At 60.6% G+C, this 25,850-nt stretch carries 19 protein-coding genes; 5 read left to right on the top strand and 14 right to left on the bottom strand.

The features are described from left to right. Positions 1 to 16 precede the first annotated feature (16 nt). The 12 genes from recD to rppH all read right to left on the bottom strand — a co-directional run bounded on the left by recD (position 17) and on the right by rppH (position 18,502). Positions 17 to 1,861, bottom strand: a complete 1,845-nt coding sequence (gene recD / locus CWM61_RS12365) for an exodeoxyribonuclease V subunit alpha (protein ID WP_100631306.1) — start codon at positions 1,859 to 1,861, stop codon at positions 17 to 19. Next, positions 1,858 to 5,394 carry an exodeoxyribonuclease V subunit beta gene (gene recB, locus CWM61_RS12360; protein WP_100631305.1) on the bottom strand — a complete coding sequence of 1,179 codons (3,537 nt, stop codon included), beginning with the start codon at positions 5,392 to 5,394 and terminating at the stop codon, positions 1,858 to 1,860. The genes recD and recB overlap by 4 nt, the downstream gene beginning before the upstream one ends. Further along, a complete protein-coding gene (ptrA, locus tag CWM61_RS12355; RefSeq protein ID WP_100631304.1) occupies positions 5,391 to 8,276 on the bottom strand; it encodes a pitrilysin in 2,886 nt (961 codons plus the stop codon). Before ptrA ends, recB begins: the two co-directional genes overlap by 4 nt. A gap of 120 nt (positions 8,277 to 8,396) precedes the next feature. After that, the gene (recC, locus tag CWM61_RS12350) at positions 8,397 to 11,774 is read right to left on the bottom strand and encodes an exodeoxyribonuclease V subunit gamma (RefSeq protein ID WP_100631303.1); all 3,378 of its coding nucleotides are present in this window, start codon (positions 11,772 to 11,774) and stop codon (positions 8,397 to 8,399) included. A gap of 12 nt (positions 11,775 to 11,786) precedes the next feature. After that, positions 11,787 to 12,110 carry a prepilin-type N-terminal cleavage/methylation domain-containing protein gene (locus CWM61_RS12345; protein ID WP_074387663.1) on the bottom strand — a complete coding sequence of 108 codons (324 nt, stop codon included), beginning with the start codon at positions 12,108 to 12,110 and terminating at the stop codon, positions 11,787 to 11,789. Next, positions 12,095 to 12,502 (bottom strand): DUF2509 family protein, encoded by a 408-nt coding sequence (locus tag CWM61_RS12340; protein WP_100631302.1) that lies wholly within the window; start codon positions 12,500 to 12,502, stop codon positions 12,095 to 12,097. Before CWM61_RS12340 ends, CWM61_RS12345 begins: the two co-directional genes overlap by 16 nt. Further along, complete coding sequence (locus CWM61_RS12335) at positions 12,499 to 13,056, bottom strand: prepilin peptidase-dependent protein (RefSeq protein WP_229588981.1); 558 nt, start codon at positions 13,054 to 13,056, stop codon at positions 12,499 to 12,501. Before CWM61_RS12335 ends, CWM61_RS12340 begins: the two co-directional genes overlap by 4 nt. After that, positions 13,053 to 13,604 (bottom strand): prepilin peptidase-dependent protein, encoded by a 552-nt coding sequence (locus CWM61_RS12330; protein WP_077268446.1) that lies wholly within the window; start codon positions 13,602 to 13,604, stop codon positions 13,053 to 13,055. Before CWM61_RS12330 ends, CWM61_RS12335 begins: the two co-directional genes overlap by 4 nt. 185 nt (positions 13,605 to 13,789) lie before the next feature. Further along, positions 13,790 to 14,584: a thymidylate synthase gene (gene thyA / locus CWM61_RS12325; RefSeq protein ID WP_074387660.1), complete on the bottom strand. Its 795-nt coding sequence runs from the start codon at positions 14,582 to 14,584 to the stop codon at positions 13,790 to 13,792. A gap of 6 nt (positions 14,585 to 14,590) precedes the next feature. Beyond that, entirely contained in the window at positions 14,591 to 15,466 is an 876-nt protein-coding gene (lgt, locus tag CWM61_RS12320) for a prolipoprotein diacylglyceryl transferase (protein ID WP_061153416.1), read from the bottom strand. A 246-nt stretch (positions 15,467 to 15,712) separates the two neighbouring features. Next, entirely contained in the window at positions 15,713 to 17,959 is a 2,247-nt protein-coding gene (ptsP, locus tag CWM61_RS12315; protein WP_100631300.1) for a phosphoenolpyruvate--protein phosphotransferase, read from the bottom strand. 12 nt (positions 17,960 to 17,971) lie between these two features. Beyond that, the gene (rppH, locus tag CWM61_RS12310; protein ID WP_004205443.1) at positions 17,972 to 18,502 is read right to left on the bottom strand and encodes an RNA pyrophosphohydrolase; all 531 of its coding nucleotides are present in this window, start codon (positions 18,500 to 18,502) and stop codon (positions 17,972 to 17,974) included. A 453-nt stretch (positions 18,503 to 18,955) separates the two neighbouring features. Here rppH and CWM61_RS29210 point away from each other — a divergent pair, with 453 nt between their 5' ends. The 5 genes from CWM61_RS29210 (at position 18,956) to CWM61_RS12285 (ending at position 22,260) form a co-directional block, all read left to right on the top strand. Continuing rightward, a complete protein-coding gene (locus CWM61_RS29210) occupies positions 18,956 to 19,099 on the top strand; it encodes a hypothetical protein (protein ID WP_165451949.1) in 144 nt (47 codons plus the stop codon). 85 nt (positions 19,100 to 19,184) lie between these two features. Next, a complete protein-coding gene (mutH, locus tag CWM61_RS12300; RefSeq protein ID WP_047666896.1) occupies positions 19,185 to 19,880 on the top strand; it encodes a DNA mismatch repair endonuclease MutH in 696 nt (231 codons plus the stop codon). 63 nt (positions 19,881 to 19,943) lie between these two features. Further along, entirely contained in the window at positions 19,944 to 20,657 is a 714-nt protein-coding gene (locus CWM61_RS12295) for a TerC family protein (protein WP_074387658.1), read from the top strand. A gap of 123 nt (positions 20,658 to 20,780) precedes the next feature. Further along, positions 20,781 to 20,999, top strand: coding sequence for a YgdI/YgdR family lipoprotein (locus CWM61_RS12290; RefSeq protein WP_002915974.1), 219 nt, complete (start codon positions 20,781 to 20,783; stop codon positions 20,997 to 20,999). Positions 21,000 to 21,219: 220 nt separating this feature from the next. Continuing rightward, on the top strand, positions 21,220 to 22,260 hold the full coding sequence (locus CWM61_RS12285) for an NADP(H)-dependent aldo-keto reductase (protein WP_002915975.1): 1,041 nt from the start codon (positions 21,220 to 21,222) through the stop codon (positions 22,258 to 22,260). A 103-nt stretch (positions 22,261 to 22,363) separates the two neighbouring features. Here the strand turns inward: CWM61_RS12285 and lplT are convergent, their stop codons facing one another. Next, entirely contained in the window at positions 22,364 to 23,557 is a 1,194-nt protein-coding gene (gene lplT, locus CWM61_RS12280; RefSeq protein WP_023290904.1) for a lysophospholipid transporter LplT, read from the bottom strand. Continuing rightward, a complete protein-coding gene (gene aas / locus CWM61_RS12275; protein ID WP_074387657.1) occupies positions 23,550 to 25,709 on the bottom strand; it encodes a bifunctional acyl-ACP--phospholipid O-acyltransferase/long-chain-fatty-acid--ACP ligase in 2,160 nt (719 codons plus the stop codon). The genes lplT and aas overlap by 8 nt, the downstream gene beginning before the upstream one ends. Between the last annotated feature and the right edge of the window lie 141 nt (positions 25,710 to 25,850).

Raw genomic sequence — 25,850 nt, 5'->3', positions numbered from 1 at the left:
GCCCGGATGCGGCCTCTCAGGGGGCTTCGCGCCCGGCGAAAATCTCCGCCAGGCCGCTGCGCCGCTCGGTGCGCGTCACAATGGCCTGGGAGAGCACCTGCTCGTCGGCATAGAGCGATAATCGCTGTTTCGCGCGGGTGATCGCTGTGTAGACCAGTTCGCGGGTCACCAGCGGGACGCTGCGCGCCGGCAGGATCAGCGCCGCATGTTCGAACTCGGAGCCCTGCGATTTATGCACGGTCATCGCCCAGGCGGTATCATGCTCCGGCAGGCGACTCGGCTGCACCGACTTGATGGTGCCGTCGGGCATCAGGAACCACACCCGCAGCTCGCCGTTGCGCTCCAGCGCTATGCCGATATCGCCGTTAAACAGCCCCAGCGCGCTGTCGTTGCGCGATATCATGATCGGTCGGCCGTCATACCAGCGGGAGTGGCGCGGCAGGGCGATCGCCCGCTGGCGGTTGAGCCGCTGCTCCAGCCGCTCATTGACGCCGCTCACGCCGTACGGCCCTTCGCGCAGCGCGCACAGCAGCTGGAATTCGCTGAAAGCGGCCAGCATGGCCTGCGGTTCGGCTCGCTCGCGGCGCAGCTGCAGGTAGCGCTCATAGCCCTGCTGGGCCGCGCCGAGCATGGCCTCGTACTCGTCGGTCGTGCTGAGGGGATGAAGCGCGATATCGTCAAACGGCTGGCGCAGCGTGGCCTTCACCTCCGCGCGTGCGCCAGCGTTCACCGCCCGCGCCAGGCTCCCGATGCCGGAGTGACTGCCGAAGCGATAGCTCTTTTGCAGCAGGCACAAACTGTCTCTCAGCGCGCCAGCGATAGTCCCCTCGCCCGCTGGCACCGGCGAACCGGTCAGCCGGGTCAGCTCCTGCGCCCGCGCGGCAGTGTAGCCCGAGCTCGCCCAGGCGCAGATATCCCCCAGCACCGCCCCCGCTTCCACGGAGGCCAGCTGGTCGCGATCGCCGAGGAAAATCACCCGCCCGTGGGCCGGCAGCGCGTCGATAAGCCGCGACATCATCGGCAGGTCAATCATTGAGGCTTCATCCACGACCAGCACATCCAGATGCAGTGGGTTGCCGGCGTGATAGCGCATGCGCTGGCTGCCGGGCTGGGCGCCCAGCAGACGATGCAGCGTGCTGGCCTCGGTGGGAATTAACGCTTTCTGCGCATCGGTCAGCGGCAGCTTTCTCAGCGCCGCGCCCAGCGATTCGGTCAGGCGCGCCGCCGCTTTCCCCGTCGGTGCCGCCAGGCGAATACGACAGCGCGGACTGTCGTCAATCTGGATCAGCGCCGCCAGAAGCTTCGCCACGGTGGTGGTTTTCCCGGTGCCGGGGCCGCCGGAGATCACCGAGATGCGGCGAGTCAGCGCCACCGCCGCGGCCACTTTTTGCCAGTCGGTTTCGCCAGTGGCGGGAAACAGCGCATTTAGCGTTGACGCCAGCCGCGCCTCATCCATCTCCAGCATCCGGTTGGCTTCGTTAAAGAAGCGGGCGACGGTCAGCTCGTTGCGCCACATCCGATTCAGATAGAGCCGGTCGCCGCACAAAATCATCGGCGTCGGGGCATCGCCACTGCTTACCGCCGATGAGGAAAGCAGCAATGCTGGCCAGTCCTCCGGCGCGCCAGCTTCGGCCAGCAGCCGATCGCGGATCTCCCCCGCTTTCCCGCTCAGCGCCTCATCGTCGTTCAGCCGCGAGAGCGGCAGGCAGACGTGCCCTTCTCCGGCATCCCGGCTCAGTAACGCCGCCGCCAGCTTAACCGCCGGCGGGTCGTTTTGCGCCACCATCAGGGCAAACTGGACGTCCAATGGCCGCAGCAGACGCTGCTCCACCGCGGCCAGCAGTAGTTGTTCGAAAGTCATGAGGCCTCCTCCTGCGTTTCGCCGGCAAAAAGCTGATCCAGACCGTCAATCAGCGGTCGTACCGGCCGGGTGGTGAAGATCCCCTGCCCGCCCTCCTGTCCGTCCATACCACGCAGGAAGAGATAAATCACGCCGCCGAAGTGGCGGTCATAGTCATAATCGGCCAGCCGGTGGCGCAGATAGCGGTGCAGCGCCAGGCTATACAGCTGATACTGCAGATCGTAGCGGTGGGCACGCATCGCCTGCTCCATCGCCGGCCGGGTGTAGGCCTCGCGATCTTCCCCCAGCCAGTTGGATTTGTAATCCAGCAGGTAATAACGGCCTTCGTGGCGGAAGACCAGATCGATAAAGCCCTTCAGCATGCCGCGCACCTGGCGGAAATCCAGAGGCGGCGTGTCGGCGGAGAGCGGATCGTACTGGCGGATAAGCGCGTCAAGGCGCTCCGCCGTCAGCAGCTGGGCGATAGGCAGGTAAAACGCCATCTCCACCTGTTTGTCCCGCGCCGCAAGCTGATTGAGCGCGATATCCGCCCCCGGCAGGCGGGTCTTCAGCACGCCGCCCAGCCAGTCGGTCAGCACCGGCGCCCACTGCGCATCAAACCCGCTCAGCTGCAGCTTCTCTGCCATCCATCCGTCGGGCACCGGCTGGGTGAAGTCCAGCTCCTCAAACAGGCTGTGCAGGAAGGTCCCCGGCGCGGCGCCGCGCGGGAACTGGTGTGGCGTCAACTGTGGCTCTTCCACGACTTCGCCGACGCCGGCGGCATCAACATCCAGGCGCGGCAGCAGATCCTGCCCGCCGCTGAAACCATGCTGCTGCAGTCCGGAGTAGCTGGTCACCCGCCAGTCGTCGGCGATGCGGCGCTGCAGCTCGCGCGCCGACAGCGGGGGGATGGTCGCCGCAGGCGCCTGCCACGGGGTCAGATCCAGCTCGCCCGGTCTCTGTAATGCAATATCGCCATGACAGAAGTCCGCCAGCCGCGCGGCCAGCCCGGCGGCGTCCATGGCTTCGCCCGCCTGCAACAGCCGCCCCAGCGCGCTGAGGTGGAAATCGCTGTTGCCAGATTTCCGGCTGCTGAGCGGCGCCACCCCGAGGCTGCAGTGCCAGACCGCGCGGGTCAGGGCGACGTACAGCAGGCGCAGATCTTCCGCCAGCCGTTCCGCCTCCGCCAGCTCGAGGCTGGATTCAGCCTGGCCCAGATCCAGCACCGCCGCGAAGGTGTCGCGATCGTGGTAGAACGCCTGGTCCTGTTTACGAAACCGGGCGATAAACGGCAGCCAGACCAGGGGATATTCCAGCCCTTTTGACTTGTGAATGGTGACAATTTGCACCAGGTGCTTATCGCTTTCGAGACGCATCTGCTGGCTGGCGGCGTTGCTGTCCGGCTCGGCGATATGCTGCGTCAGCCAGCGCACCAGGGCATGCTCGCTTTCCAGCTGGCTGGCCGCCTCCTGCAGCAGTTCGCTGATATGCAGAATGTCGGTTAAGCGCCGCTCGCCGCCGCGGGTCGCCAGCAGGTTCTCGGCGATATGCCGGGCCGTCATCAGCGCCCGCAACATCGGCATCACCCCACGCTGACGCCAGATCTGGCGGTATTCGCTGAACTCCTCCACCAGCGCGTCCCACGCCTGCTCATCCTGATTCAGGTTTTCAATATCCAGCGCGGTCAGGCCAAACATCGAGGTCGCCAGCGCACTGCGCAGGGTATTTTCCCGCTCCGGGGCCAGTACCGCCTGCAATAGCCAGAGCAGCTCCTGGGCCTCCAGCGTCTCGAAAACGCTGTCGCGGTTGGAGAGGTAGACCGAGGGAATGCCCAACGCCTGCAGCGCCTCACGCACCTGCGCCGCCTCCAGCCGGTTGCGCACCAGCACGGTGATATCCGAGGCCTGTACCGGGCGCGAGGTTTCGCCACGCCACAGCAGCGCGCGCCCCTGCTGGCCGGCGCTCAGCCAGTCGCGGATCTGCGTGGCGCAGAGCTGCGCCATAAACGTCTGATAATCGCCTGAGCCGACGGCATCGCCGGGCATCAGCCAGACGTTCATCGCCGGTACGTCCGCCGCGTCAACGGTAAAGCGCAGCCCTTGATTCTTTGCCGCCGCCTTCACCGGCAGAAACGGGATCTCGCGGAACATGAAGGGGTTATCGCTGAGGCTGAACAGCCGATTGACGCTGCCCACCATGCCCGGCGAGGAGCGCCAGTTGGTATCGAGGGTGTAGTGCGCGGCAACGTCGCCGCGCGCTTTCATATAGGTAAAGATATCGGCGCCGCGAAAGGCGTAGATGGCCTGCTTCGGATCGCCGATCAGCAGCAGCGCCGTCTCAGGCTGCTGGCGCCAGATGCGGCGGAAAATACGGTACTGCTGGGGGTCGGTGTCCTGAAATTCGTCGATCATCGCTACCGGAAAACGCTGACGAATGGCGCTGGCCAGCGCCTCGCCGCTGTCGCCGCGCAGCGCCTCGTCAAGCCGGCTGAGCATATCGTCAAACCCCAGCTCGCCGCGGCGGCGCTTTTCGCGCGCGACCGCATCGCGGATCTCGACCATCGCTCTCGCTAGCACCAGATCGGTGAGCGTTAGCGACGAGGCCAGCAGCGACTCCACGGCGCTAAACAGAGGGTGCACCGGCGGTTCGCCACCGGCTTTGGCGCGCTCATGCAGAAACGACTGGGCAAATTTCTCCAGCGCGTCGGGCAGCTGGTAGCTCAACGTCTCTTCCTGCGCCCAGGCGTTCACTTTCTCAATCCACTTGCCCTGGTTGCCACGATTGAATTTCCGCCGGTCGAGCCCGGAATTTTCCAGCACGCCTTCGATCTCGCCCACCTGCTCGCGCCACTGCTGCTTGAGCGCGTCAATGCGGCCGATGATCTGCTGATGGCGTTCGGCCAGCGTCTCGTCGGGGGCTGGCGGCGACTTAAGCTGCGGTGCTTCGCCCTGCAGCCAGCGGTCAAGGGACTTCAGCAGATCGCGCGGCCCTTTCCAGACGTCGTGGATCACCGCCGCGATATCACGGGTCAGCGGATAGCAGTGGCGGCGCCAGAAGTCAGCGCAGGCCTGATAGCGCAGGCGGGATTCATCCTCGATCAGCTGCTGCTCGAACAGCATGCCCGACTCGAAAGCGTTAAGGCTCAGCATCCGTTGGCAAAAGCCGTGGATGGTGAATACCGCCGCCTCGTCCATCTGCCGTTCGGCCAGCAGCAGCATCTTCGCGGCGTCGTCTTTATCGGCGATCTCCGCCAGCAGCGCGCTGTAGAGCGGGTTGTCGGATTCGCCGCGCAGGCAGGCAATGCGCAGTTCGTGGATGTTGCTGCGGATACGCCCGCGCAGCTCTTCGGTCGCCGCCTCGGTAAAGGTCACCACCAGCAACTCTTCAACGCTGATGGCGCGGGGATAGGCAGACTCGCCGCCCAGCCCCAGCAGCAGCCGCAGATACAGCGCGGCGATGGTAAAGGTTTTTCCGGTGCCCGCAGAGGCTTCTATCAGGCGCTCGCCCCTCAGGGGCAAGCGCAGGGGATCCAAAGACTCAGCGGTGTCGGTCATTCATTCTCTCGCATCAGGGGTAAGGATTGCTGCAATGCGCTGACGTTTTCCCACACTTTGCCGCCTTTCGGCTGGGCATAGTCCGCTTTGCCATTCTGGCTACCGGAAATCTGGGACAGTATCGTCATGCCCTGCGGATCCACCACCGTCTGATGGAAGAAGTCGGCAAGTTTTTGCGGCGTCAGCAGTTTAATCTGAGCCACTACTTTATCACGTGAATCAAAACGCATATTACCGCGATCGAAATCTTTGCTCAGTTTCGAGGCTTCATCGCCCAGCGTCTGCGGCGCCTGCAGCATCTGGCTTATCACCGCCTGCTGGAGCTGAGCAAACTCTTCCGGCTTCATCGCCCGCAGCTTCGCCTCCGCGGTGGGGAAGAAGGCCTGGAACCGCTGCCAGAGGAAGGCCGGCTGCTTATCGCTACTCTGCAGCAGGAAGCCCATGCCCCACTGGCGCCCCACGTTCATCGGGAAGGCAAAGACCGCATAGCCGAGCTGCTCTTCGGTACGCAGCTGGTTGTAGAACCATGGCTGAATAATCTGCCCCAGCAGGGTGCTGGCGGCGGTGCTGCTGAACTCATCAACATTGGGCGGCGCGAACACCGCGGCCAGCGCGGAGTCGGTGCTGTTGCCCGCTTTGTTGAAGATCGCCAACTGCTGCCGGTTCACCACCACGTCTTTGTTGCGGCACCATTCGTTGCCGTCAGCGCCCAGCTGCTGCTGGATCTGGCGGGCCAGCGTCGTGGCGGCATCGGCGGTCATATTGCCGATCACCATCAGTTCAGGACGCCCCTTGGTTTTCAGGTTGGCGCGGTAGTCGAGCACCTCTTTAAGAGTGATGGAGGGCAGCAGCGCCCGGCGCACTTCGCGCTGGAAGTACGGCACCTGGGAGACCATCTGGATCGGCATTATCGCCTGATCGTAGGCTTTGCCTTTCTCGGCGGAGTCCATCATCTGCGCATACCAGGATTTGGCCTGCTCCAGCTGCTCCTCGGTCGGCGTATAGCTGAAGTATCCCTGCAACAGATCGCTGAACAGCGCCGGAAGGTGCTGGGTATAGCCGTTGGCATTAACCATTAATCCGTTATTAGCGCCGGTGGAGAACGAAATGCCGCCGACCGCCGCCTGGTTACTGAGCTGATCGAGGGCGATGCCGGCGAGATAATCGTTGAGGGCAAACATCACCTGCCGGCGAGCGCTGTCCATCGCCTGAGGATTACGCAGCACCAGGGAGATATCCGCCTTCGGCTCGCTGGCAAAATACTGGCTCGGGGCATACACCACCCGCAGCGTCGGTTCATCAAGGATCAGCTGCGGATGCGGCCAGGCTTTATCGCTTTTGATGAGGGTGAAATCATCCGGAATATAGGGATTGAGCACCGGCAGCTGCAGCTGGATGGCCTGCGATTTTTGCTGCCAGTCAGCGAATGTCTGCTCGCTAATCTTATCCACCTGATACGGCGCATCGACAAAATAGGCCGTCTTGTTATGCGGCTCCTGGGGGCTGATATACCAGATGCGGGCGTTCTGTGGGGTCATCATCGCCAGCCGGTCTTTGATCGCCTGCGGGTCGTACTGGTCGGCAATATTCACCACGTCCAGCGCATGCTCGACCGGCACCCGGATCATGGTATCCGCCAGCCATTCCACGTAGTCCATGTCGCGGTTGATCGACGGATAGCGAAAGTCCAGCGCCAGCACATGCGCCAGTTCGTCGAAGTACCGTTTGTCGATGCCCTGGGTACGCAGGAGATCAAGGTAGCTGAAAATGGCCGCCGTCACTTCGTCGCGGTGCGCCAGGCCTTTATCGGTGAGGGTGGCAGAGATCGCCAGCACACCGCTGTTGCCGTTTACCACCGGATCGGAATCGGCGCGGATACCTTCCGCCAGCCCCTGCTTTTGCAGCCAGTCGGAGAGTGTGCCCGGGCTGCGGTTGCCGATGAGATAGGTGACCAGCTCATCAGTTTTGCTGCGGAAGCGATCGCTGTTGTTGTCGATGCGAAACTCGACGCGCAGCACTTTGCGCGGCATCGCCGGCACATAGTGAATAATGATGCCTTTTTGCGCATCCGTTACCACCGGGACGGTAATTTCCGGCCTGCTGATCTGACGATTCGGCACGCGGCCAAAGGTGTCAGCAGCCATCCGCGCCAGCTCCGGCAACGGCTTGTTGCTGTAGATCACCGCTTTCATCAGGTTGGCGGAGTACCAGCTATCGCGGAAGGTATGCAGCGCATCAAGCACTGGACTGCCGGGCTTATCGCTGAGCGTCTCGAGGTTGCCACCGGAGAAGTGCGCCGCTGGGTGAGCCGGGTTGATGGTCTCCGCGCTGACCTGGGCCATACGCATCCCGTCTCGCGTCCGGGCCATCGTCAGCTCGGCGTTGACCGCGTTACGTTCGCGATCGGCATATTTCTTATCCAGCAGCGGCGCGGCGATGGCGTCGGCCAGGCGGTCTACGGCCCCGTCCAGCGCATCATTCTCCACTTCAAGATAAAACGCGGTGCGGTAGGGCGCGGTGCTGGCGTTATGGCTGCCGCCGTGCAGCTTAAGAAACTCTGCAAGGCTGTCAGGCTGGGGATATTTTTGCGACCCCATCAGCGTCATATGTTCCAGAAAATGCGCCAGCCCCTGATGATCGGCCGGATCCTGCAGGGATCCCACAGGCACCACCAGCGCCGACAGCGATTTCGCCGCCTGCGGATCGGAAACCAGCAGCACGACCATGTCGTTATCAAGGCGGATCGCCTGATACTGACGCGTATCTTTTTCGCTTTTGCGGATCGTCTCCTGAATCGGCTGCCATCCGGTGTCGGCCTGACTAAACGGCGCCCAGAGGGCGGCCAGCACAACAAAAACCTTGAACCATAAACTGCGGGGCATTCACGAACCTCATCATTAACAAACTTGCGCTGCACAGCGTGCAGCCTTTTATGTCCATCAGTCCGTGATACGTTGCGCATAATAAATGAACCGCCATTCACTGCGCAATTTTTATACTATTTAAATTTGTGTGGACTGATGGTAACGATATAGCGGTAACAGATAACGCTGCGTCTGGGCAATGATTTCTTCGTAATGTGCCGGCTCCAGCGAACGCCACAGGCGTTGATACCAGATATCGGCGCCCTCCCCGCTGACCACCATGTTACCTTCGTAGGTCTGCAGGAATTTGCTCCGCGCTTTCTGCTGCGTCTCTTCGTCCATTAAGATGACATCCTTTTCGGCGTCGTAACAGGCTTTCAGCCAGGCGCCACCGCTTTCCGGCAGCAGCAGCAGCGGCTGTGACATCCCCTGCAAATAGCCATCCACCAGCGCATTAAGGTACGCCTGCGCCTCGGCGGGCGCCAGCGCCGGGAAGCGCCACTCTCCCTCTTTACGCACAAACAGCCGGCTCTCGCCGGTGCCGCCGCTGGCACAGTAGACAAGATGTTCCAGCCAAAGTTGCATCCCCTGGGAGACGCTCAGCAGCGAAGGCCGCCAGCGCAGCAGACCGTCCGGCTGCACCTGCTGCAGCCAGCCGGTGAGATTTACGCTGCCGCACTGGAGATCGATCTCCATACTCTGCGCCTGCTGGCGCTCGGCCATCACTCGCTCGGCCAGGGCCTGCATCTCCAGGCGCTGCGTCTCCCAGACCAGCTCGCCAAAGGCGCCATACGGCAGCTCGCCGGCGGCGCGGAAGCGGCGGAACATAGCCGAGACGTCCTGCTCCTCGATAAGCGTATTGAGCAACTGCTGATTCAGTTGATAACGGCTCAGCCCTTCAAGAGTGAAGGGTTCGTCGTCAGGAATATCGTCCTCTTCCGCGCGGAAATTGACCCGCAGACGCTGCTGAAAGAATGCGCGAACCGGGTGCTGCCAGAAACGCAGGAGCTGCTCGAACGGCAAGCTGTCAATCGGCGGCGCGGTGAGCGGCTGAATGAAGTCGCTATGCGCTTCCCCCTGCTGACCGGCGGCGGCCAGCCATTCGCGGGCGTAGCTTTTGTTCTCGTCCTCCTGAAAATTGGCGACGTCGAACGGCATGCGCGTATGCAGATGGGTGATATGAGCTTTGACACGGGCTTCGCTGGCGTCACAATCAAGCGCCTCGTCGCCAGCGAGACAGTGGCTCTGACCGATATAATCCGCCAGCTCCTGCACCAGCACCGAGGGAAAGCGCTCGCTGTTGTCCTGGATCGAACGGCCGATGTAGCTGATATACAGCGTCTGTTCGGCGGACATCAGCGCTTCGAGGAACAGATAGCGGTCATCATCACGCCGGCTGCGGTCGCCGCGCTGCGGCTTCTGGCTCATCAAATCAAAGCCCAGCGGTGGCAGCGTTCGCGGATAAACCCCGTCGTTCATCCCCAGCAGGCAAACCACTTTGAAAGGAATAGAGCGCATCGGCATCAGGGTGCAGATGTTGACCGGGCCAGCAAGAAAGCGCTGACTGATCCGCTGCTGATCCAGACGCTGGGCCAGTTCGTCGCGCAGCAGCGTCAGTGGCACCTGGTCGCCATACTGTGCTTCCAGACCGCTATCAATAACCGCCAGCCATTGTTGCTCAATCAGCGCCAGCGCCGCTTCGGTCTCGCTGTCCGGCAGGAAAAAGTCATTCAGCAGATCGCGACAGACCGGCAGCCACTCCGCCAGCGGCCGCTGCTGGGCGAGGCCGCGTCGCCACAGATTAAGCTGCATCAGCAGCGACGCGAGGTTGCCCACCAGTTCGGCGATCAAACCGCTGGATTCGTCATACGGCAGCACCGACTGCCATTCTCCCTCGCGGCTGTCCATGGCGTAGCCCAACAGCATGCGGGTGAGGCCGAACCGCCAGGTATGCTGCCCGGTCGCCGGCAGGTCCAGCTCGCGGACGTTGTCGTCATCCATTCCCCAGCGCACCCCGGACTCGTTCACCCACTGACGCAGGTAGCGCAGCCCTTCTTCCGTGATATTAAAGCGCGCCGCCAGCACCGGGACATCCAACAGCGCCAGCACATCTTCGCTGGCGAAGCGGCTGTCCGGCAACGAGAGCAGCGTAATAAACGCCTGCAGCACCGGGTGCGACTCGCGGGCGCGGCGGTCGGAGATCGCCCACGGCAGCCAGCGATCGCCGCTGGCCGCGCCAAACACCGCCTGTATGTAGGGGCTGTAGCTGTCGATATCCGCCACCATGACGATGATATCCCGCGGCGTGAGCGTCGGATCCGCCTCCAGCATCGCCAGCAGCCGATCGTGCAGAACCTCCACTTCGCGCTGCGGACTGTGGCAGACGTGAATGCTCAGACTGCGGTCATCCAGCGCCAGCGGACGTTTGTCGCGACTGTGGGCGAACGCCTCTGCGCTCTGCCCGGCCACCGCCGCGTTGCGCAGTTCGAGGATATCCGACTGCAGGTTATGCAACAGGTTATCAGGAGCAATATCGACAAAGGCGTCCAGCTCCTCATAGCGCTCCAGCCCTGCCAACAGGTAGATATAATCACGCCCCAGTTTGCCCCAGGAGGCGAGCAATGGGTTGCCGACATCCTGCTCCCCGGCGTCATTAAACAACCCTGGCGCCTGCTCGGTATCGCGAAACAGGGGTAGCGCGCGCGCCTCGCGGTGATGGCGCCGCTGGCGCGACAGCAGCTTCGCCAGGAACGCCGGATCCTTAATGTCTCCCCAGTAGTAGCGGCAGGGGTTGGTAAACAATACGTAGACATCGACATGCTTACCCAGCGCCTGCAGGGCCTGAAGATAGACCGGCGGCAGCGCGGAAATCCCGCAGATGAAGACGCGCGACGGCAGCCCGGCGGGCGGTTCGTCCGCTTTTTCCAGGGTACTGATAAAGCGCTGGTAGAGATTGGCGCGGTGCCACTGCGGTTGCCCCAGCTCGGCGGTATAGCTCACCAGCGCCTGCCACAGCGGCGCCTGCCACTGCTGGGCATCGCCGAGACCTTCCACCCGCTGGCCGGCCTCCCAGCGCATCAGCCACTCCGGGCGATAGACGAGGTACTGGTCATAGAGGTCCGCCACCCGGGCGGCGAGTTGAAACAGTTTGCGCTTGTCGCCGTCATCGCTCAGATACTGGCGCAGCAAGATAAAATCGTCTTCCTCCAGGTGCTGCGGCAGGAGGGTCATCAGCTTCCAGCTCATGCTCTGCTTGCTGAAGGCGCTTTCACCCGGAATATCTTTCAGGACGCGCACAAACATGTCCCAGATAAAGCTCGCCGGCAGCGGGAAATCGATATTGGCGGCAATCCCGAAGCGCGAGGCCAGGGTCATCTGCAGCCACTGCGCCATGCCGGTACTCTGCACCAGCACCATTTCGGCCTGAAAAGGGTCATCCAGCCGCTGGCGCTCGACGATAAATTCCATCAACGCCTCGAGAACATCCAGCCGGTTTGAGTGGTATACCCTTAACATAATTGCTCCTGACTACTGACTGACCGGGCAATGCAGCCGGGTCATCTGCGCCCGCTTTGCAACGGGCCTGCTGATCGTTACCGTGATGCTGACACATCTTTGCGTCGATGTCTGCATACGGCTTACCTGCCCGTGTTCCGGCGACGGCGGCGCGGAGAGCTGGCTATAGCGCCACGCGTCGCGCCACAGCTGACGCGTCTGGTTCAACTGGTGAACCCCTTGCGCCATTCCGCGCTGATAGCCGCCCAGCGCGGTAACCGTCAGCACCATCAGCGCCATCGCCAGCACGGTCTCCGGCAGGCTAAACCCCCGCTGACGCTTCAGGGCATTTGACATAAGCTCACCTCCCTGAGAGGGCAAAAATCGCTCCAGCCGTGGGCGGAAAAACGCACCTGTCCGCCGCGCACCTCGCCGGACTGCCAGACCTGCACCTCGCCGCTGGCGCTACTGAGCAGCAGCGAACCGTCGCTGAAGATACGCAGACAGGCACGCCAGCCCTGCTGTGCCTGCTCCCGGCAGGCCAGTGGCACCTGCGCCGACCAGGCCTGCTGTTTTCCCCACTGCAGCGCCGAATGGGCGATGGCCGTATCGCGGATTGCCTGCGTTTCGCTGGCAGTTCGCGCCAGCAGCGCCCGCTGCTGCAGGTTGAGCCCCTCGAGTAACAGGCTGCCGAGAGTCAGCAACAGGAGCACCATCAGCAGCGACGACATCCCACGCTGGCGGATCACAGGTTATACCCCGTCACCCGCTGCTCCACCTCACTCACCAGCCCCGCCTGCCGGGCAGAGCGCGCCGCCAGCGTCACGCTCAGCTCCGGCGCAAAGCCCGTGGTGACCAGACGCTGTACCGAGAAGCGCGTCACTACGATAGCGGCCGGGTTGGTGATTTTTTCCCATCCGCTGTCGCGGCAGTCGCTGGCCCCGCGCAAGGTCTCCAGCGCACCGTCGCGCAGGCGAAAGCCAGTACTCTCCGCCATTGCCGCAGGGGAGGTTTCCCATCTCCCGTTGCTGTTCGCATCCCAGCGCACAATCAGGCACTCGCCGCCGGCGGTTAGCTCCAGCCCGGATCCGCCGCACGCTCCCCGGCAGTACCCGGCGCGCTGCAGGTGTTTCCCCACGGCATGCACGCGCTGCCACAGCTCATTCTCCAGGGTCAGCTGTTCGCCCTGGCGCAGAATATGGCGCTGCAGGGCAGGCAGAAAGCGGCAGGCTCCGATCAGCAGCAGCGAGCCAATTGCCATGGCGATAAGCGCCTCCGCCAGGGAAAATCCGCGGCGGCTCACTGGCATCCTCCTGTGCTGTCGCTGGGGCATAAACGAATCCGCCCCCAGTGTGAGATCACGATGCTCCAGCTGCCGGCCGCGCTCTGCAGCCGCAGATTCCCCGCCCAGGCGGTGCTGCGCAGACCATAAAACCCGAGACCAGGCGTAACACCGACCAGCGTGATCCCCGGCCAGCGCGGGCGCAGCGTGAAGGCCGACCCGGCGGTGCAGTCAGCCCCTTCCCCCTGCGCACTCAGGCACCAGCCCTGCTCGTCCTGGCCGACGCGAAGCACACGGTCACGGTTGTACGCGTTGGCGTCATCGCGCAGAAAGACCAGAAAATCCCGCACCTGGGCGGCGGTTTGCCACAATCGTTGCTGTTGCTGCCAGCGCTGCCAGCCGTACAGGCCGCCGACGCTGAGGATCATCATCAATGTCAGTGTTACCAGGGTTTCCATCAGGGTATAGCCATGTTCTCTGTTCATGGCGTCGAGTATGCCGCGGCGGTTGGCCCTGGCGCGACGACGGAAAATAGCTTTCCCGGCCAGATACGCAAAAAAGGTTTGCATACTCGACAGAAGAACATTTTTTTGCGAGCGTCTACCCAACTTCGCCCACCGCAACCGCCGGGGGCAGTGGGCAGGCTGAAGCGACCTTATCCCTGTGGCTATGAAGATAGCCTCCATTCTGATGGTGCAAAAGGCATAAAAAAACCGGCGCCATCGGGCGCCGGTTGGTCATCTCTGCAGGGGGGTTAAATCGCCACCGGCGCTTTAATGCCCGGATGCGGATCGTAACCTTCAATCTCGAAGTCTTCAAAACGGTAGTCGAAAATGGACGCCGGCTTGCGTTTGATGACCAGCTTCGGCAGCGGACGCGGTTCGCGGCTCAACTGCAGGTTGGTCTGCTCAAGATGGTTGCTGTACAGATGGGTGTCGCCACCCGTCCAGACGAAATCACCGACCTGCAGATCGCACTGCTGCGCCACCATATGCACCAGCAGCGCGTAGCTAGCGATGTTAAACGGCAGGCCGAGGAACACGTCACAGGAGCGCTGGTACAGCTGGCAGGAGAGCTTGCCGTCGGCGACGTAGAACTGGAAAAAGGCGTGGCACGGCGCCAGGGCCATTTTATCCAGCTCGCCGACGTTCCACGCCGAGACGATGATCCGGCGGGAGTCCGGGTCGTTTTTCAGCTGGTTCATCACCGTGGTGATCTGGTCGATATGACGACCGTCCGGCGCAGGCCAGGAGCGCCACTGTTTGCCGTAGACCGGCCCCAGGTCGCCGTTTTCATCTGCCCACTCATCCCAGATCGTGACGTTGTTGTCGTGCAGATAGGCGACGTTGGTGTCACCCTGCAGGAACCACAGCAGTTCATGGATGATGGAGCGTAAATGACAGCGCTTGGTGGTCACCAGCGGGAAGCCTTCCTGCAGGTTAAAACGCATCTGATGGCCGAAAATAGAGATCGTGCCAGTGCCGGTGCGGTCATTTTTTGGCGTGCCCTCAGTGAGCACTTTCTGCATCAAATCAAGATACTGTTTCATGGTTCCTCAAGAATTCTGTTGCTGCGGACGGCGGCGGTAAGCCCAAACCATCATAATGATACCCGCAAGCACCATCGGGATCGAAAGAATCTGCCCCATGCTGATGTACTGCACCCAGCCGCCGGTGAACTGAGCGTCGGGCTGGCGGAAAAATTCCACGATAATGCGGAACAAGCCGTAGCCAATCAGGAACAGACCGGAAACGGAGCCGGTCGGGCGCGGTTTACGGATAAACAGGTTCAGGATCAGGAACAGCACCACGCCTTCCAGCGCCAGCTCGTACAGCTGCGACGCGTGGCGCGGCAGCGCGCCGTAGGTATCAAACAGCGATTGCCATTCCGGATGCGTCGGCAGCAGCGCCAGGTCTTCGGCACGGGAGCCCGGGAAAATCATCGTGTAGTGGAAGCTCGGGTCCACGCGGCCCCACAGCTCACCGTTGATAAAGTTGCCCAGACGCCCGGCGCCAAGGCCAAACGGGATCAGCGGCGCGATAAAATCGGAAACCTGGAAGAAGGTGCGTTTGGTGCGTTTGGCGAAGATAATCATCACCAGGATCACGCCGATCAGGCCACCGTGGAACGACATGCCGCCGTCCCAGACGCGGAACAGATACAGCGGATCGGCAAGGAATACCGGCAGGTTGTAAAACAGCACGTAGCCGATACGGCCGCCCAGGAAGACGCCGAGGAAACCCGCGTAGAGCAGGTTTTCCACTTCATTTTTCGTCCAGCCGCTGCCCGGACGATTAGCGCGACGGGTGGCCAGCCACATCGCAAAGACAAAACCCACCAGGTACATCAAACCGTACCAGTGGAGGGAGACCGGGCCTAGAGAAAAAATGACCGGATCGAACTCCGGAAAATGCAGGTAGCCACTATTCATCTGTCACCATAAAGACTTGTTATTCCGCCGAAAGTGGACAGCGGTGATGATCTATGCCCGATAAAAACGGGCATGCCGAAGGAGGCGAATCATAGCATAAGCCTGGGGTGCGATCCGCGCCGAACGTGTAAAAGATATGTATACGGATGCTAACAGAATGCCGTTTTCCCGGCGGTACCCTCATTTTGCCGGATGGCGCGAACAGAGGATCCCCGGGTTACGGCTTACGCCTCACCCGGGCTACCGCTATCGCCCACCGCGGATCAGGCCGCCGAGACCGCGACGCTCCATAAAGGCCGCCACCTGATGGCGCACCTCGGCGGTCATCTGGGCATCGAGGCTGCGACGCGACAGCTCCTGCGCCTCTTCGATATCAATGCGGCGCAGCAGATATTTCACTCTCGCCACCGAGCGGCCGTTCATCGACAGATGGCGATAACCGAGGCCGATAAGGATCGTCACGCACATCGGGTCGCCTGCCATCTCGCCGCACAGTCGCAGATCGATGCCAAAGCGCTCAGCATCATGGGCGATCATCGCCAGCGCCCGTAATACCGCAGGATGCAGGCTGTCATACATGCTGGCGACCCGGGTATTGTTGCGGTCGACGGCCAGCAGGTACTGGGTCAGGTCGTTCGTCCCTACCGAGATAAAATCGATCCGACTGGCCAGCTGCGGCAGCATAAAGACCATCGACGGGACCTCCAGCATCACCCCCAGGCGTGGACGTGGGATGGCGTAGCCGATCATCTCTTCCACTTCCCGGCTGGCGCGGTCGATCAGCCGACGGGCCTCATCCACCTCCTCCAGACTGGTCACCATCGGCAGCAAAATGCTGAGGTTGCCGGTGGCGGCGTTGGCGCGCAGCATCGCCCGCACCTGGATCAAAAAGATCTCCGGCTGATCGAGGGTGATGCGGATCCCGCGCCAGCCGAGGCACGGGTTCTCTTCACTGATCGGCATATACGGCAGCTGTTTATCCGCGCCGATGTCCAGGGTACGCAGGGTCACCGGTTTGCTGTTAAACATCTGCAGCATGCCCTGATACTGCGAGACCTGCTCCTCTTCAGAGGGGAAGCCGCTCTGCAGCATAAAGGGAATTTCGGTACGGTAGAGGCCAATGCCGTCAACAAAGCTGCCGAGCTTCTCTTCGTGCTCCGGGCTTAAGCCGGCGTTGAGCATGACTTTCACCCGCTCGCCGCTTTTCAGCTCCGACGCGCGCTGGAGATCGTCCTCCGCCAGGCGGCTGAGCTCGTTCTCTTCGCTAATAAGGCGCTGATATTCCTGCAACAGGACAGGTTCGGGATCCACCAGCAGCTCACCGCGATAGCCATCGACAATCAGGGTATGGCCATGCAGCAGAGAGGGCTGGATATCGGCGCCCATCACCGTCGGGATCCCGAGGGCGCGTACCATAATGGCGGCATGGGAGTTGGCGGCGCCATCGCGCACCACCACGCCGACCAGACGATCCTGCGGCACTTCGGCGAGGGTGGTGGCCGACAGCTCGTCCGCCACGAGGATAATGCGCGCCGGCCAGGTGTTGGGCCCCTGAATGCTGTCGTCGAGATGGAACAGCAGACGCTGACCCAGGGTACGCAGATCGCCGGCCCGCTCTTTCAGATAACCGTCGCTGAGCGCGGCAAACTGTTCGGCGAACTTCTCAATGATCTTTTTGACCGCCCACTCGGCCACCGCGCCTTTGTCGACTTCGGCAAACAGCTCGCGACGCAGGCGGGCGTCAGAGAGGAGGTGCGAGTAGAGATCGAAGATCGCCGCCGTCTCTTTTTGCGCGCCGGCAGCATAGCGTTTGCTGTAGCGACGAAATTCGTTAGCCGCCTCTTCCAGCGCGCCGGTCAGGCGTTCGCGTTCCGAGGCAGTGTCCAGTGTCGAGGCTTCATACACCTGCTCCATCAACGGCAGGCTGACGTCCATCCAGCCCTCGGCAATCGCCACCCCGGAAGAGGCCGGCAGGGCGCGAATGCGCGTCTGACGATACTGGCCGAACAGAGCGTTCAGCTGGGACTGGGAGAGGATCGCCGCCATCTGGGTGGCGAGGGTAACGAGGAAAGACTCTTCGCTTTCATCAAACTGACGCAGCTCGCGCTGCTGGACCACCAGCACGCCCAACAGCTGGCGGCGCTGAATGATCGGCACGCCAAGGAAGGCGCGGAAGCGGTCCTCTTTGACGGCAGGGATATATTTGAAGCTGGGGTGTTTTTGCGCATCAGCGAGGTTGATGGGCTCTGCCAGGCGGCCGACCAGCCCCACCAGGCCTTCATCGAACGCCAGCGCAACGGTGCGCCCGCGAGGTTTTTTTAACCCGCGGGTGGCCATCAGGTAATAGCAGCGTCGGTCATTGTCAGCCAGGTAAACCGAGCAGACTTCCGTCTCCATCGCCTGGCAAACATCCGTCACCAGAATATCCAGCGCCTCGTTTAAACGCGGCGCACTCGCGACCTTCTCGACTATTTCTCGCAACCGAGTGAGCATAATGTGCGTGGCTTAACCTCTTTTACGTCGATATGCAGGCGCGCTTTGCGGCTTAGGTGCACTCTCCGCCAGCGACATGGTCACGCTGGCGAACTCTTTCATCACCCGGCGGTAGACGTCGCGCTTGAACGACACCACCTGGCGAACCGGGTACCAGTAACTCACCCAGCGCCAACCATCAAATTCAGGTGTACTGCTGGTTTGCATATTGATGTCCGCATCGTTGCCGATCAACTGCAAAAGAAACCACTTTTGTTTCTGGCCGATACAAACCGGCTTTGTGTCCCAACGCACCAAACGTTTAGGCAACTTGTAACGCAGCCAGTTACGGGTTGAGGCAAGGATCCGCACATCTTTACGGCTTAACCCGACCTCTTCAAACAATTCCCGATACATCGCCTGCTCTGCGGATTCTCCTGGATTTATGCCCCCTTGCGGGAACTGCCACGAGTGCTGACCATAGCGTCGGGCCCACATGACCTGGCCCTGACGATTACAGATTACAATACCGACATTTGGGCGGTAGCCATCGTCATCAATCACCGGACTACCTCAAGATAAGCTTCAATGTGAATGATTGTTTCACACTCGCCGGAAACGGTAAACCACTCTGTTCGCACACTGAGAACGGATAACATTTGAATAACTCACAGTAATTGCCAGAGTTATAAACAATGAATGCGGTTGGCGCCCTATTTTATTCACTTTTTCTGTGGATAGAGTTGTGAAGAAGTACGGAATTACCCCGGGAAAACCCGGAGTAATCTGAACATCGCACCGCTAACACCTTAAAATAATGATAGCATATTCATTAAGTTAGAATATATTCCTTTCACTTATTACAGCGTAACGTGACGATCATCACATATGCGATCCGCTGACTGATGAAAGATCGAGCAATGTCGATTTTATCCACAGATTACGCGCAGACCGCGGGCAGGTTTTCTCTAAAATTTCGATTTTCGTCGCACGTCAAGGCTGTAAATCGAACCAGTAGTGAGGCTTTTCCCCAGTTATCCCACTTTTCTGTGGATAACATGGTGTAAGATCCTGTTTATTGTCAGTGACCAGTTCTGGAAAACCTGTTTTCACGGTTTTCACCCGCGGCGCAATAAGTTTAAAAACTCATATAAATCATGATATTGGTATAGTTACTCAGAAAACGGTAAACTCTATCCACAACGCGCAAAAATAGCGCTCATTTTTTAGCCAAAGGTAGCGCCCTATGCCCACTATCGCCCCTCTCTCCTCGCCGCCGCAAAGTCAGGAACAGTTGCTGGCCCAGGCCCGTCAGCTGGCTGGCTATTCGCTGGGCGAGCTGGCGGCGCTGGCCGGGATCCCCATTCCGCGCGATCTGAAACGCGATAAAGGCTGGACGGGCATTCTGCTGGAGCTGTGGCTGGGCGCCAGCGCAGGCAGTAAACCCGAGCAGGATTTCGCCGCGCTGGGGGTCGAGCTCAAAACGATCCCCATCGACAGCCAGGGACGTCCGCTGGAGACCACCTTCGTCTGTGTCGCCCCGTTAACCGGCAATAGCGGCGTCACCTGGGAGAGCAGCCATGTGCGGCATAAGCTGCAGCGCGTCCTGTGGATCCCGGTGGAGGGTGAGCGCACCATCCCGCTGGCGGCGCGTCGCGTCGGCGCACCACTGCTGTGGAGCCCCGACGAAGACGAGGAGCGCCAGTTGCGCATGGACTGGGAGGAACTGATGGATCTCATTGTTCTGGGCGAAGTTGAGCGCATTACCGCCCGCCACGGCGAGGTGCTGCAGTTAAGACCGAAAGCCGCCAACAGCAAGGCGCTGACCGAGGCCATCGGCGCGCACGGGGAGACGATCCTGACGCTGCCGCGCGGCTTTTACCTGAAAAAGAATTTTACCGCCGCCCTGCTCGCCCGCCATTTCTTGTTACAACACGATTAATTTTTTGTTCTGCGTTAGGGCTTGCATATAATTGCTGCTTTCTATTTTGCAGGACTTTGAACAATGTTATTTGCATGGATAACCGATCCTAACGCCTGGCTGGCGCTGGGCACGTTGACGCTGCTGGAGATCGTGCTCGGGATCGATAATATTATTTTTCTCTCTCTGGTCGTGGCCAAGCTCCCCACCGCCCAGCGCGCCCATGCGCGTCGGATCGGCTTAATGGGGGCGATGATCATGCGCCTGGCGCTGCTGGCCTCTATCGCCTGGGTGGTGAAACTGACTAACCCGCTGTTCAGCGCCTTCGGACAGGAGATTTCGTTTCGCGACCTGATCTTGCTGCTCGGCGGACTGTTCCTTATCTGGAAAGCCAGTAAAGAGATCCATGAATCTATCGAAGGTGAAGAAGAGGGGCTGAAGACGAACGTCCACTCCTTCCTCGGCGCTATCGTGCAGATCATGCTGCTGGATATCATCTTTAGCCTCGATTCAGTGATCACCGCCGTCGGCCTGTCGGATCATCTGTTCATCATGATGGCGGCGGTAGTGATTGCGGTGGGGGTGATGATGTTCGCCGCGCGACCTATCGGCGATTTTGTTGACCGCCATCCTTCGGTGAAAATGCTGGCGCTGTCGTTTCTGATCCTCGTCGGCTTTACCCTGATGCTTGAAAGCTTCGACGTCCATGTGCCGAAGGGATACATCTATTTCGCCATGTTCTTCTCTATTGCGGTGGAGAGCCTTAACCTGCTGCGCAATAAGAAAAACCCGCTGTAAACCACAAAATTGCAGCCTGGTCACAGGCTGCAACCCTTTTTCAGACTTTACTGCTTTTTATGTCTCACAAATCAGGCTATTAATAGACGGGTATGGGGTGCAGCTACTCAAGAGGTGATGACGATGAAAAAATGGGCAGTATTGATTTCCGCCGTAGGACTGGCGTTCTCAGTTTCCGGTTGCAGCAGCGATTACGTCATGGCGACCAAAGATGGGCGAATGATCCTGACCGACGGTAAACCTACCGTGGATGACGATACCGGTTTAATCAGTTACGAAGATCAGCAGGGTAATAAAATGCAGATCAATCGTGACGACGTTTCGCAAATCATTAAGCGTTAATCTTTCCCCGTCGGCCCCAGCCTCTGTTGACGCTGCGCTTACCGACAACCAGTCTTTTGAGAAGAGTCGGGATACACCAGGACACCGCGGGTTCCACCCACCGCCCCTCCTCGTCACCCGGCTTTTTTGATTTTTTACTTCCTCTTTTTCTCACCCTCTGCCATGTTGATACTCCTTTGTCGGGGAATGCCTGACCTTATAAATAAAAAGGAAGCTGGCTATGCAGTATCACCGTATCCCACACAGTTCTCTTGAAATCAGCACCCTCGGGCTGGGGACCATGACCTTTGGCGAGCAGAACAGCGAGGCCGATGCCCATCAGCAGCTCGACTATGCGGTTGCCAATGGCATCAACCTGATCGATGTCGCCGAAATGTACCCCGTCCCGCCGCGCCCGGAAACTCAGGGGCTGACCGAAACCTATGTCGGCAACTGGCTGGCGAAACGCGGCAATCGCGAAAAGCTGGTGCTGGCCTCGAAAGTTAGCGGGCCCGCGCGCAATAACGACAGCAGCATTCGGCCTAATCACGTCCTGGACCGCAAAAATATCCGCGAAGCGCTGCACGCCAGCCTGAAGCGGCTGCAGACCGATTATCTCGACCTGTATCAGGTACACTGGCCGCAGCGCCCAACCAACTGCTTTGGCAAGCTGGGCTATACCTGGGCTGATGCCGCGCCCGCCGTGACCCTGCTGGATACCCTCGAAGCGCTGACCGAGTTCCAGCGTGCCGGGAAGATCCGCTACATCGGCGTGTCGAACGAAACCGCCTTCGGCGTGATGCGTTATCTGCACCTGGCGGATAAGCACGACCTGCCGCGGATCGTGACCATTCAGAACCCCTACAGCCTGCTGAACCGCAGCTTTGAAGTCGGCCTCGCGGAAGTGAGTCAGTTCGAAGGCGTGGAGTTGCTGGCCTACTCCTGCCTGGCTTTCGGCACACTAACCGGGAAGTATCTCAACGGCGCCAAACCGGCAGGGGCGCGTAACACGCTGTTCAGCCGCTTTACGCGCTACAGCAGCGAACAGTCGCAGAAAGCGGTAGCGGCCTATGTGGATATCGCCAAACGCCACGGCCTCGATCCGGCGCAAATGGCGCTGGCCTTTGTGCGTCGGCAGCCATTTGTCGCCAGCACCCTGCTGGGGGCGACGACCATGACTCAGCTGCAGGCCAACGTGGAAAGTTTGCAGCTTGAGCTGAGTGAAGAGGTATTAGCGGAGATTGAAGCGGTGCATCAGGTTTATACCTACCCGGCACCGTAAGAAAGCAAAGCCCCGGGTGGCGGCGTATACGCCTTACCCGGGCTACCGAAGAGCAGACATTGGCGAACCCGTCTCCCGGTTAAGCGCAGCGCAAGCCGGGAGGTTATTTACGCCGCCCCCAGACCCACAGCGCGGCGATGGCCACGGCAAAGACCGCGCCAAACCCTATCCCAACGGCGACCGGCGGAACGCCCACGCTCACCGCCAGCGAATAGAGCCCCAGCATCAGCAGCATCGCCACGTTTTCGCCCAGGTTCTGTACCGCAATGGCGTTACCTGCCCCGACCGAATGTTTCCCACGCTCCTGCAGCAGCGCGTTCAACGGTACGATAAAGAACCCGCCGAACACCCCGAGCAGTAACAGCAGACCGAACGCCGGCAGCAGCGACTGCTGCACCGCAAAGGCCATCACGGCGATACCGATCAATATTCCCGCCGGCATACAGCGCGATACCGTCTCCAGGGTCACCAGCTTCGCCGCCGCCCCGGCCCCCAGCACAATCCCCACCGCCACCATCGCATTAAGATAGGTAGGCATGGCGTTGCTGGTAATGCCCAGCGCCACCGGCACCCAGATCACCAGCAGGAAGCGCAGGGTCACGCCAGCGCCCCAGAACAGGCTGGTCCCCATCAGCGAAAAGCGGGTTTCGCCGTTGCGCCACAGCGTGCGGCAGGCGCTGAAGAAACTGTGCGTCATTGGCTTAAAACGCCACGACTGCCCCGGACGCGCCGCCGGCAGCCTGGGTATCCACAGGTTTGCCACTACCGCCCCGCCGTAGACCAGCGCGCAGACGATCAGCGCCGCCAGCACGTGCCAGTCGGCGAGGATCCCGCCGGCCATCGAGCCCAGCAGGATCGCCGCGATGGTCGAGGACTCCATCAATCCGTTAGCCTTCACTAACTTATCGCCGGTGGTCAGTTCGCCGAGAATGCCATACTTGGCCGGCGAGTAGGCGGCGGCGCCAATCCCTACCAGCGTATAGCCGATAAACGGATTGACGCCAAAGCAGATACAGCCGGCGCCGAGCAGCTTCAGGCCGTTGGCCACCATCATCACCCGGCCTTTGGCAAAGCTATCGGCAAACTGGCCGACAAAAGGAGCAAAAAGAATGTAAGCGCCCACAAACAACATCTGCAGGACCGGCTGGCTCCACTCCGGATAATAGAGCTGCTTCATCAGCGCCAGGGTGGCGAAGAGAAGCGCGTTGTCGCCGAAGGCCGACAGGAACTGGGCGCAGATCACCGCCATCATCCCTTTCGAGTACAGCGAAGGGTTAGTATGTACTGACTCACTCATGGGTTGTTTCCGCCTCGTCGACCATGTTTTTCAGGGTGACATAGTCTGGCTTGCCGCTGCCGAGCACCGGCAGTTGCTTCAGCCAGCGTATATCTCGCGGTACCGCCAGCTCCGGTACTCCGTGCTGGCGAGCGTAACGCAGCAGGGCTTCGCGAGTCAGTTCATTATCGGTGGTAAACAGCACCAGCGCCTCGCCTTTGCTGGCGTCCTGTTTAATCGCTGTGGCGTGCATCTTGTCCGGCGACGCGCCGAGGGCCACCTGCTCCACCATCTCCAGGGAGATCATCTCGCCGGCGATTTTGGCGAAACGCTTAGCGCGGCCCTGAATGCGAACATAGCCCTGCTCGTCGAAGGTCACGATATCGCCGGTGTCATACCAGCCCACTTCCTTCTCACCGTGCTGGTTTTCCGCCGCTGGCGCTTCCAGTACCCCGGGGTTTTCCACCCGCAGGTAGCCTTTCATGATGTTTGGCCCTTTCAGCTGCAGTCGTCCCCCTTGCTCGATGCCTGGCATCGCCAGCAGGCGGGCGTCCATCCCCGGCAGGATACGGCCCACGGTGCCGACCTTCGCCGCCATCGGCACGTTAATCGATACCACCGGCGCGCACTCGGTCACGCCATAGCCTTCAAGAATGCGCAGGCCGAATTTATCCTGCCACAGCTGTTTGGTGCTCTCCTGCAGCTTCTCCGCGCCGGCGACCACATAGCGCAGGCGGTAGAAATCATACGGATTAGCGAAGCGGGCATAGTTGGCGAGGAAGGTCGAGGTACCGAACAGCACCGTGCAGTTGCGATCGTAGACCAGCTCCGGCACCACGCGATAGTGCAGCGGGCTGGGATAGAGAAACACTTCTGCCCCGGTAAACAGCGGCGTCAACAGACCGACGGTGAGGCCAAAGGAGTGGAACAGCGGCAGCGCCGACATAAAGCGGTCGTTGGCGGTAAAGTCGGCGATGGTTTTGATCTGCTCGACGTTGGCCAGCAGACTCTTATGGCTGTGCACCACCCCTTTCGGATTGCCCTCTGAGCCGGAGGTAAAGAGGATCATCGCCGCGTCTTCCGGCTGCTGCTTAACCTGCGCCAGACGCGGCGCCAGCAGATGACCGAAAATCCATAGTTTGTCAGCGGGGGTGATATCGCCTTTAAGATCTTCGAGGAATACCCAGCGCACCTGGGTCAGCTGCTCCGGCAGATGCCAGAGTTTGCCTTTATCGAGGAAGGTGCGTGAGGTAAAAATAGTGTTGATTTCCGCAGCGGCTATCGCGCTGCTGAGCCCTTTCACCCCAGCGGTATAGTTCATCATCGCCGGAATGCGCCCACGGGCGATAGCGCCGAAAATCACCGCCGCGCTGATGCCGGCGTTGGGTAGCATCAGGCCGATCTTCTCGCCCTGCTGGCTGTATTTTTCCAGAATGCGGGCGACAAACAGGGTTTTGGTCAGCAGCTTGCGATAGGTATCCGGCTGGAAGTTAATATCCTCCACACAGGGTTTGCGCGCGCCGAAGCGGTCCTGCGCCGCCAGCAGCGACTCATACAGGGTTTCCCGCGGACGCACTGCCATCCGGGCTTCCATCATGATTTGATGCAGCATTTCTCCGGCGATTTTCCGCCGGTCGCGGGCGCGCGGCGCCTCGGGCATCGGCAGATGGGTGGGCGGCAGCAAATGCAGCTGAATACGCGGGAACAGGCGACGTTTCACCAGCCCCTTCAGCCGGCTGAACGGCGTCAGTTCGGCGCCTTCAATGCGTAACGGCACGATGGTCGCCTGCGATTTGGCGGCGACAAAGGCGGCGCCGTCATAAATTTTCATCAGCGAGCCGCTGACCGAAATTCGCCCCTCCGGGAAGATAACCACCGGCCGCCCCTGCTCAATGAGGCGCACCAGATGTTTGATCGACATCGGTTTGGTCGGGTCCAGCGGCACAAAGTCGATAATCGGCGTCAGCGCGCGCATAAACCAGCGCTGGCTGATTGAGCTATAGACCGCAAAAACCGGTCGGACCGGCAAAAACAGTGCCAGCAGAATGCCGTCGAGGAAAGAGACGTGGTTCGGGGTAATTAAGACCTTTTGCTGGTATAAAGCCTGCGTGTCGCCGGTCAGTCTGACCCGGTATAACCCCTTGAACAGCAGTCTGAAAAATCCCAAAAGCATAACAACTCCATGTGACCGGTTGATGAGTCAAAGCAGGTTACACGAGAAGGCGTGGGAAAGCAGTGCAGCGGGGAGATTTTCGGAATAAAAAAAACCTGCGCATCTGCGCAGGTCGGTGTAAGACGTTCAGTACGAAGAGCG

Source organism: Klebsiella sp. K-Nf6, assembly GCF_002806655.1.
Taxonomy (GTDB): Bacteria; Pseudomonadota; Gammaproteobacteria; order Enterobacterales; family Enterobacteriaceae; genus Klebsiella; species Klebsiella variicola.
The sequence above is the reverse complement of the archived record's forward strand: the minus strand, read 5'-3'. Positions and strand labels throughout refer to the sequence as shown.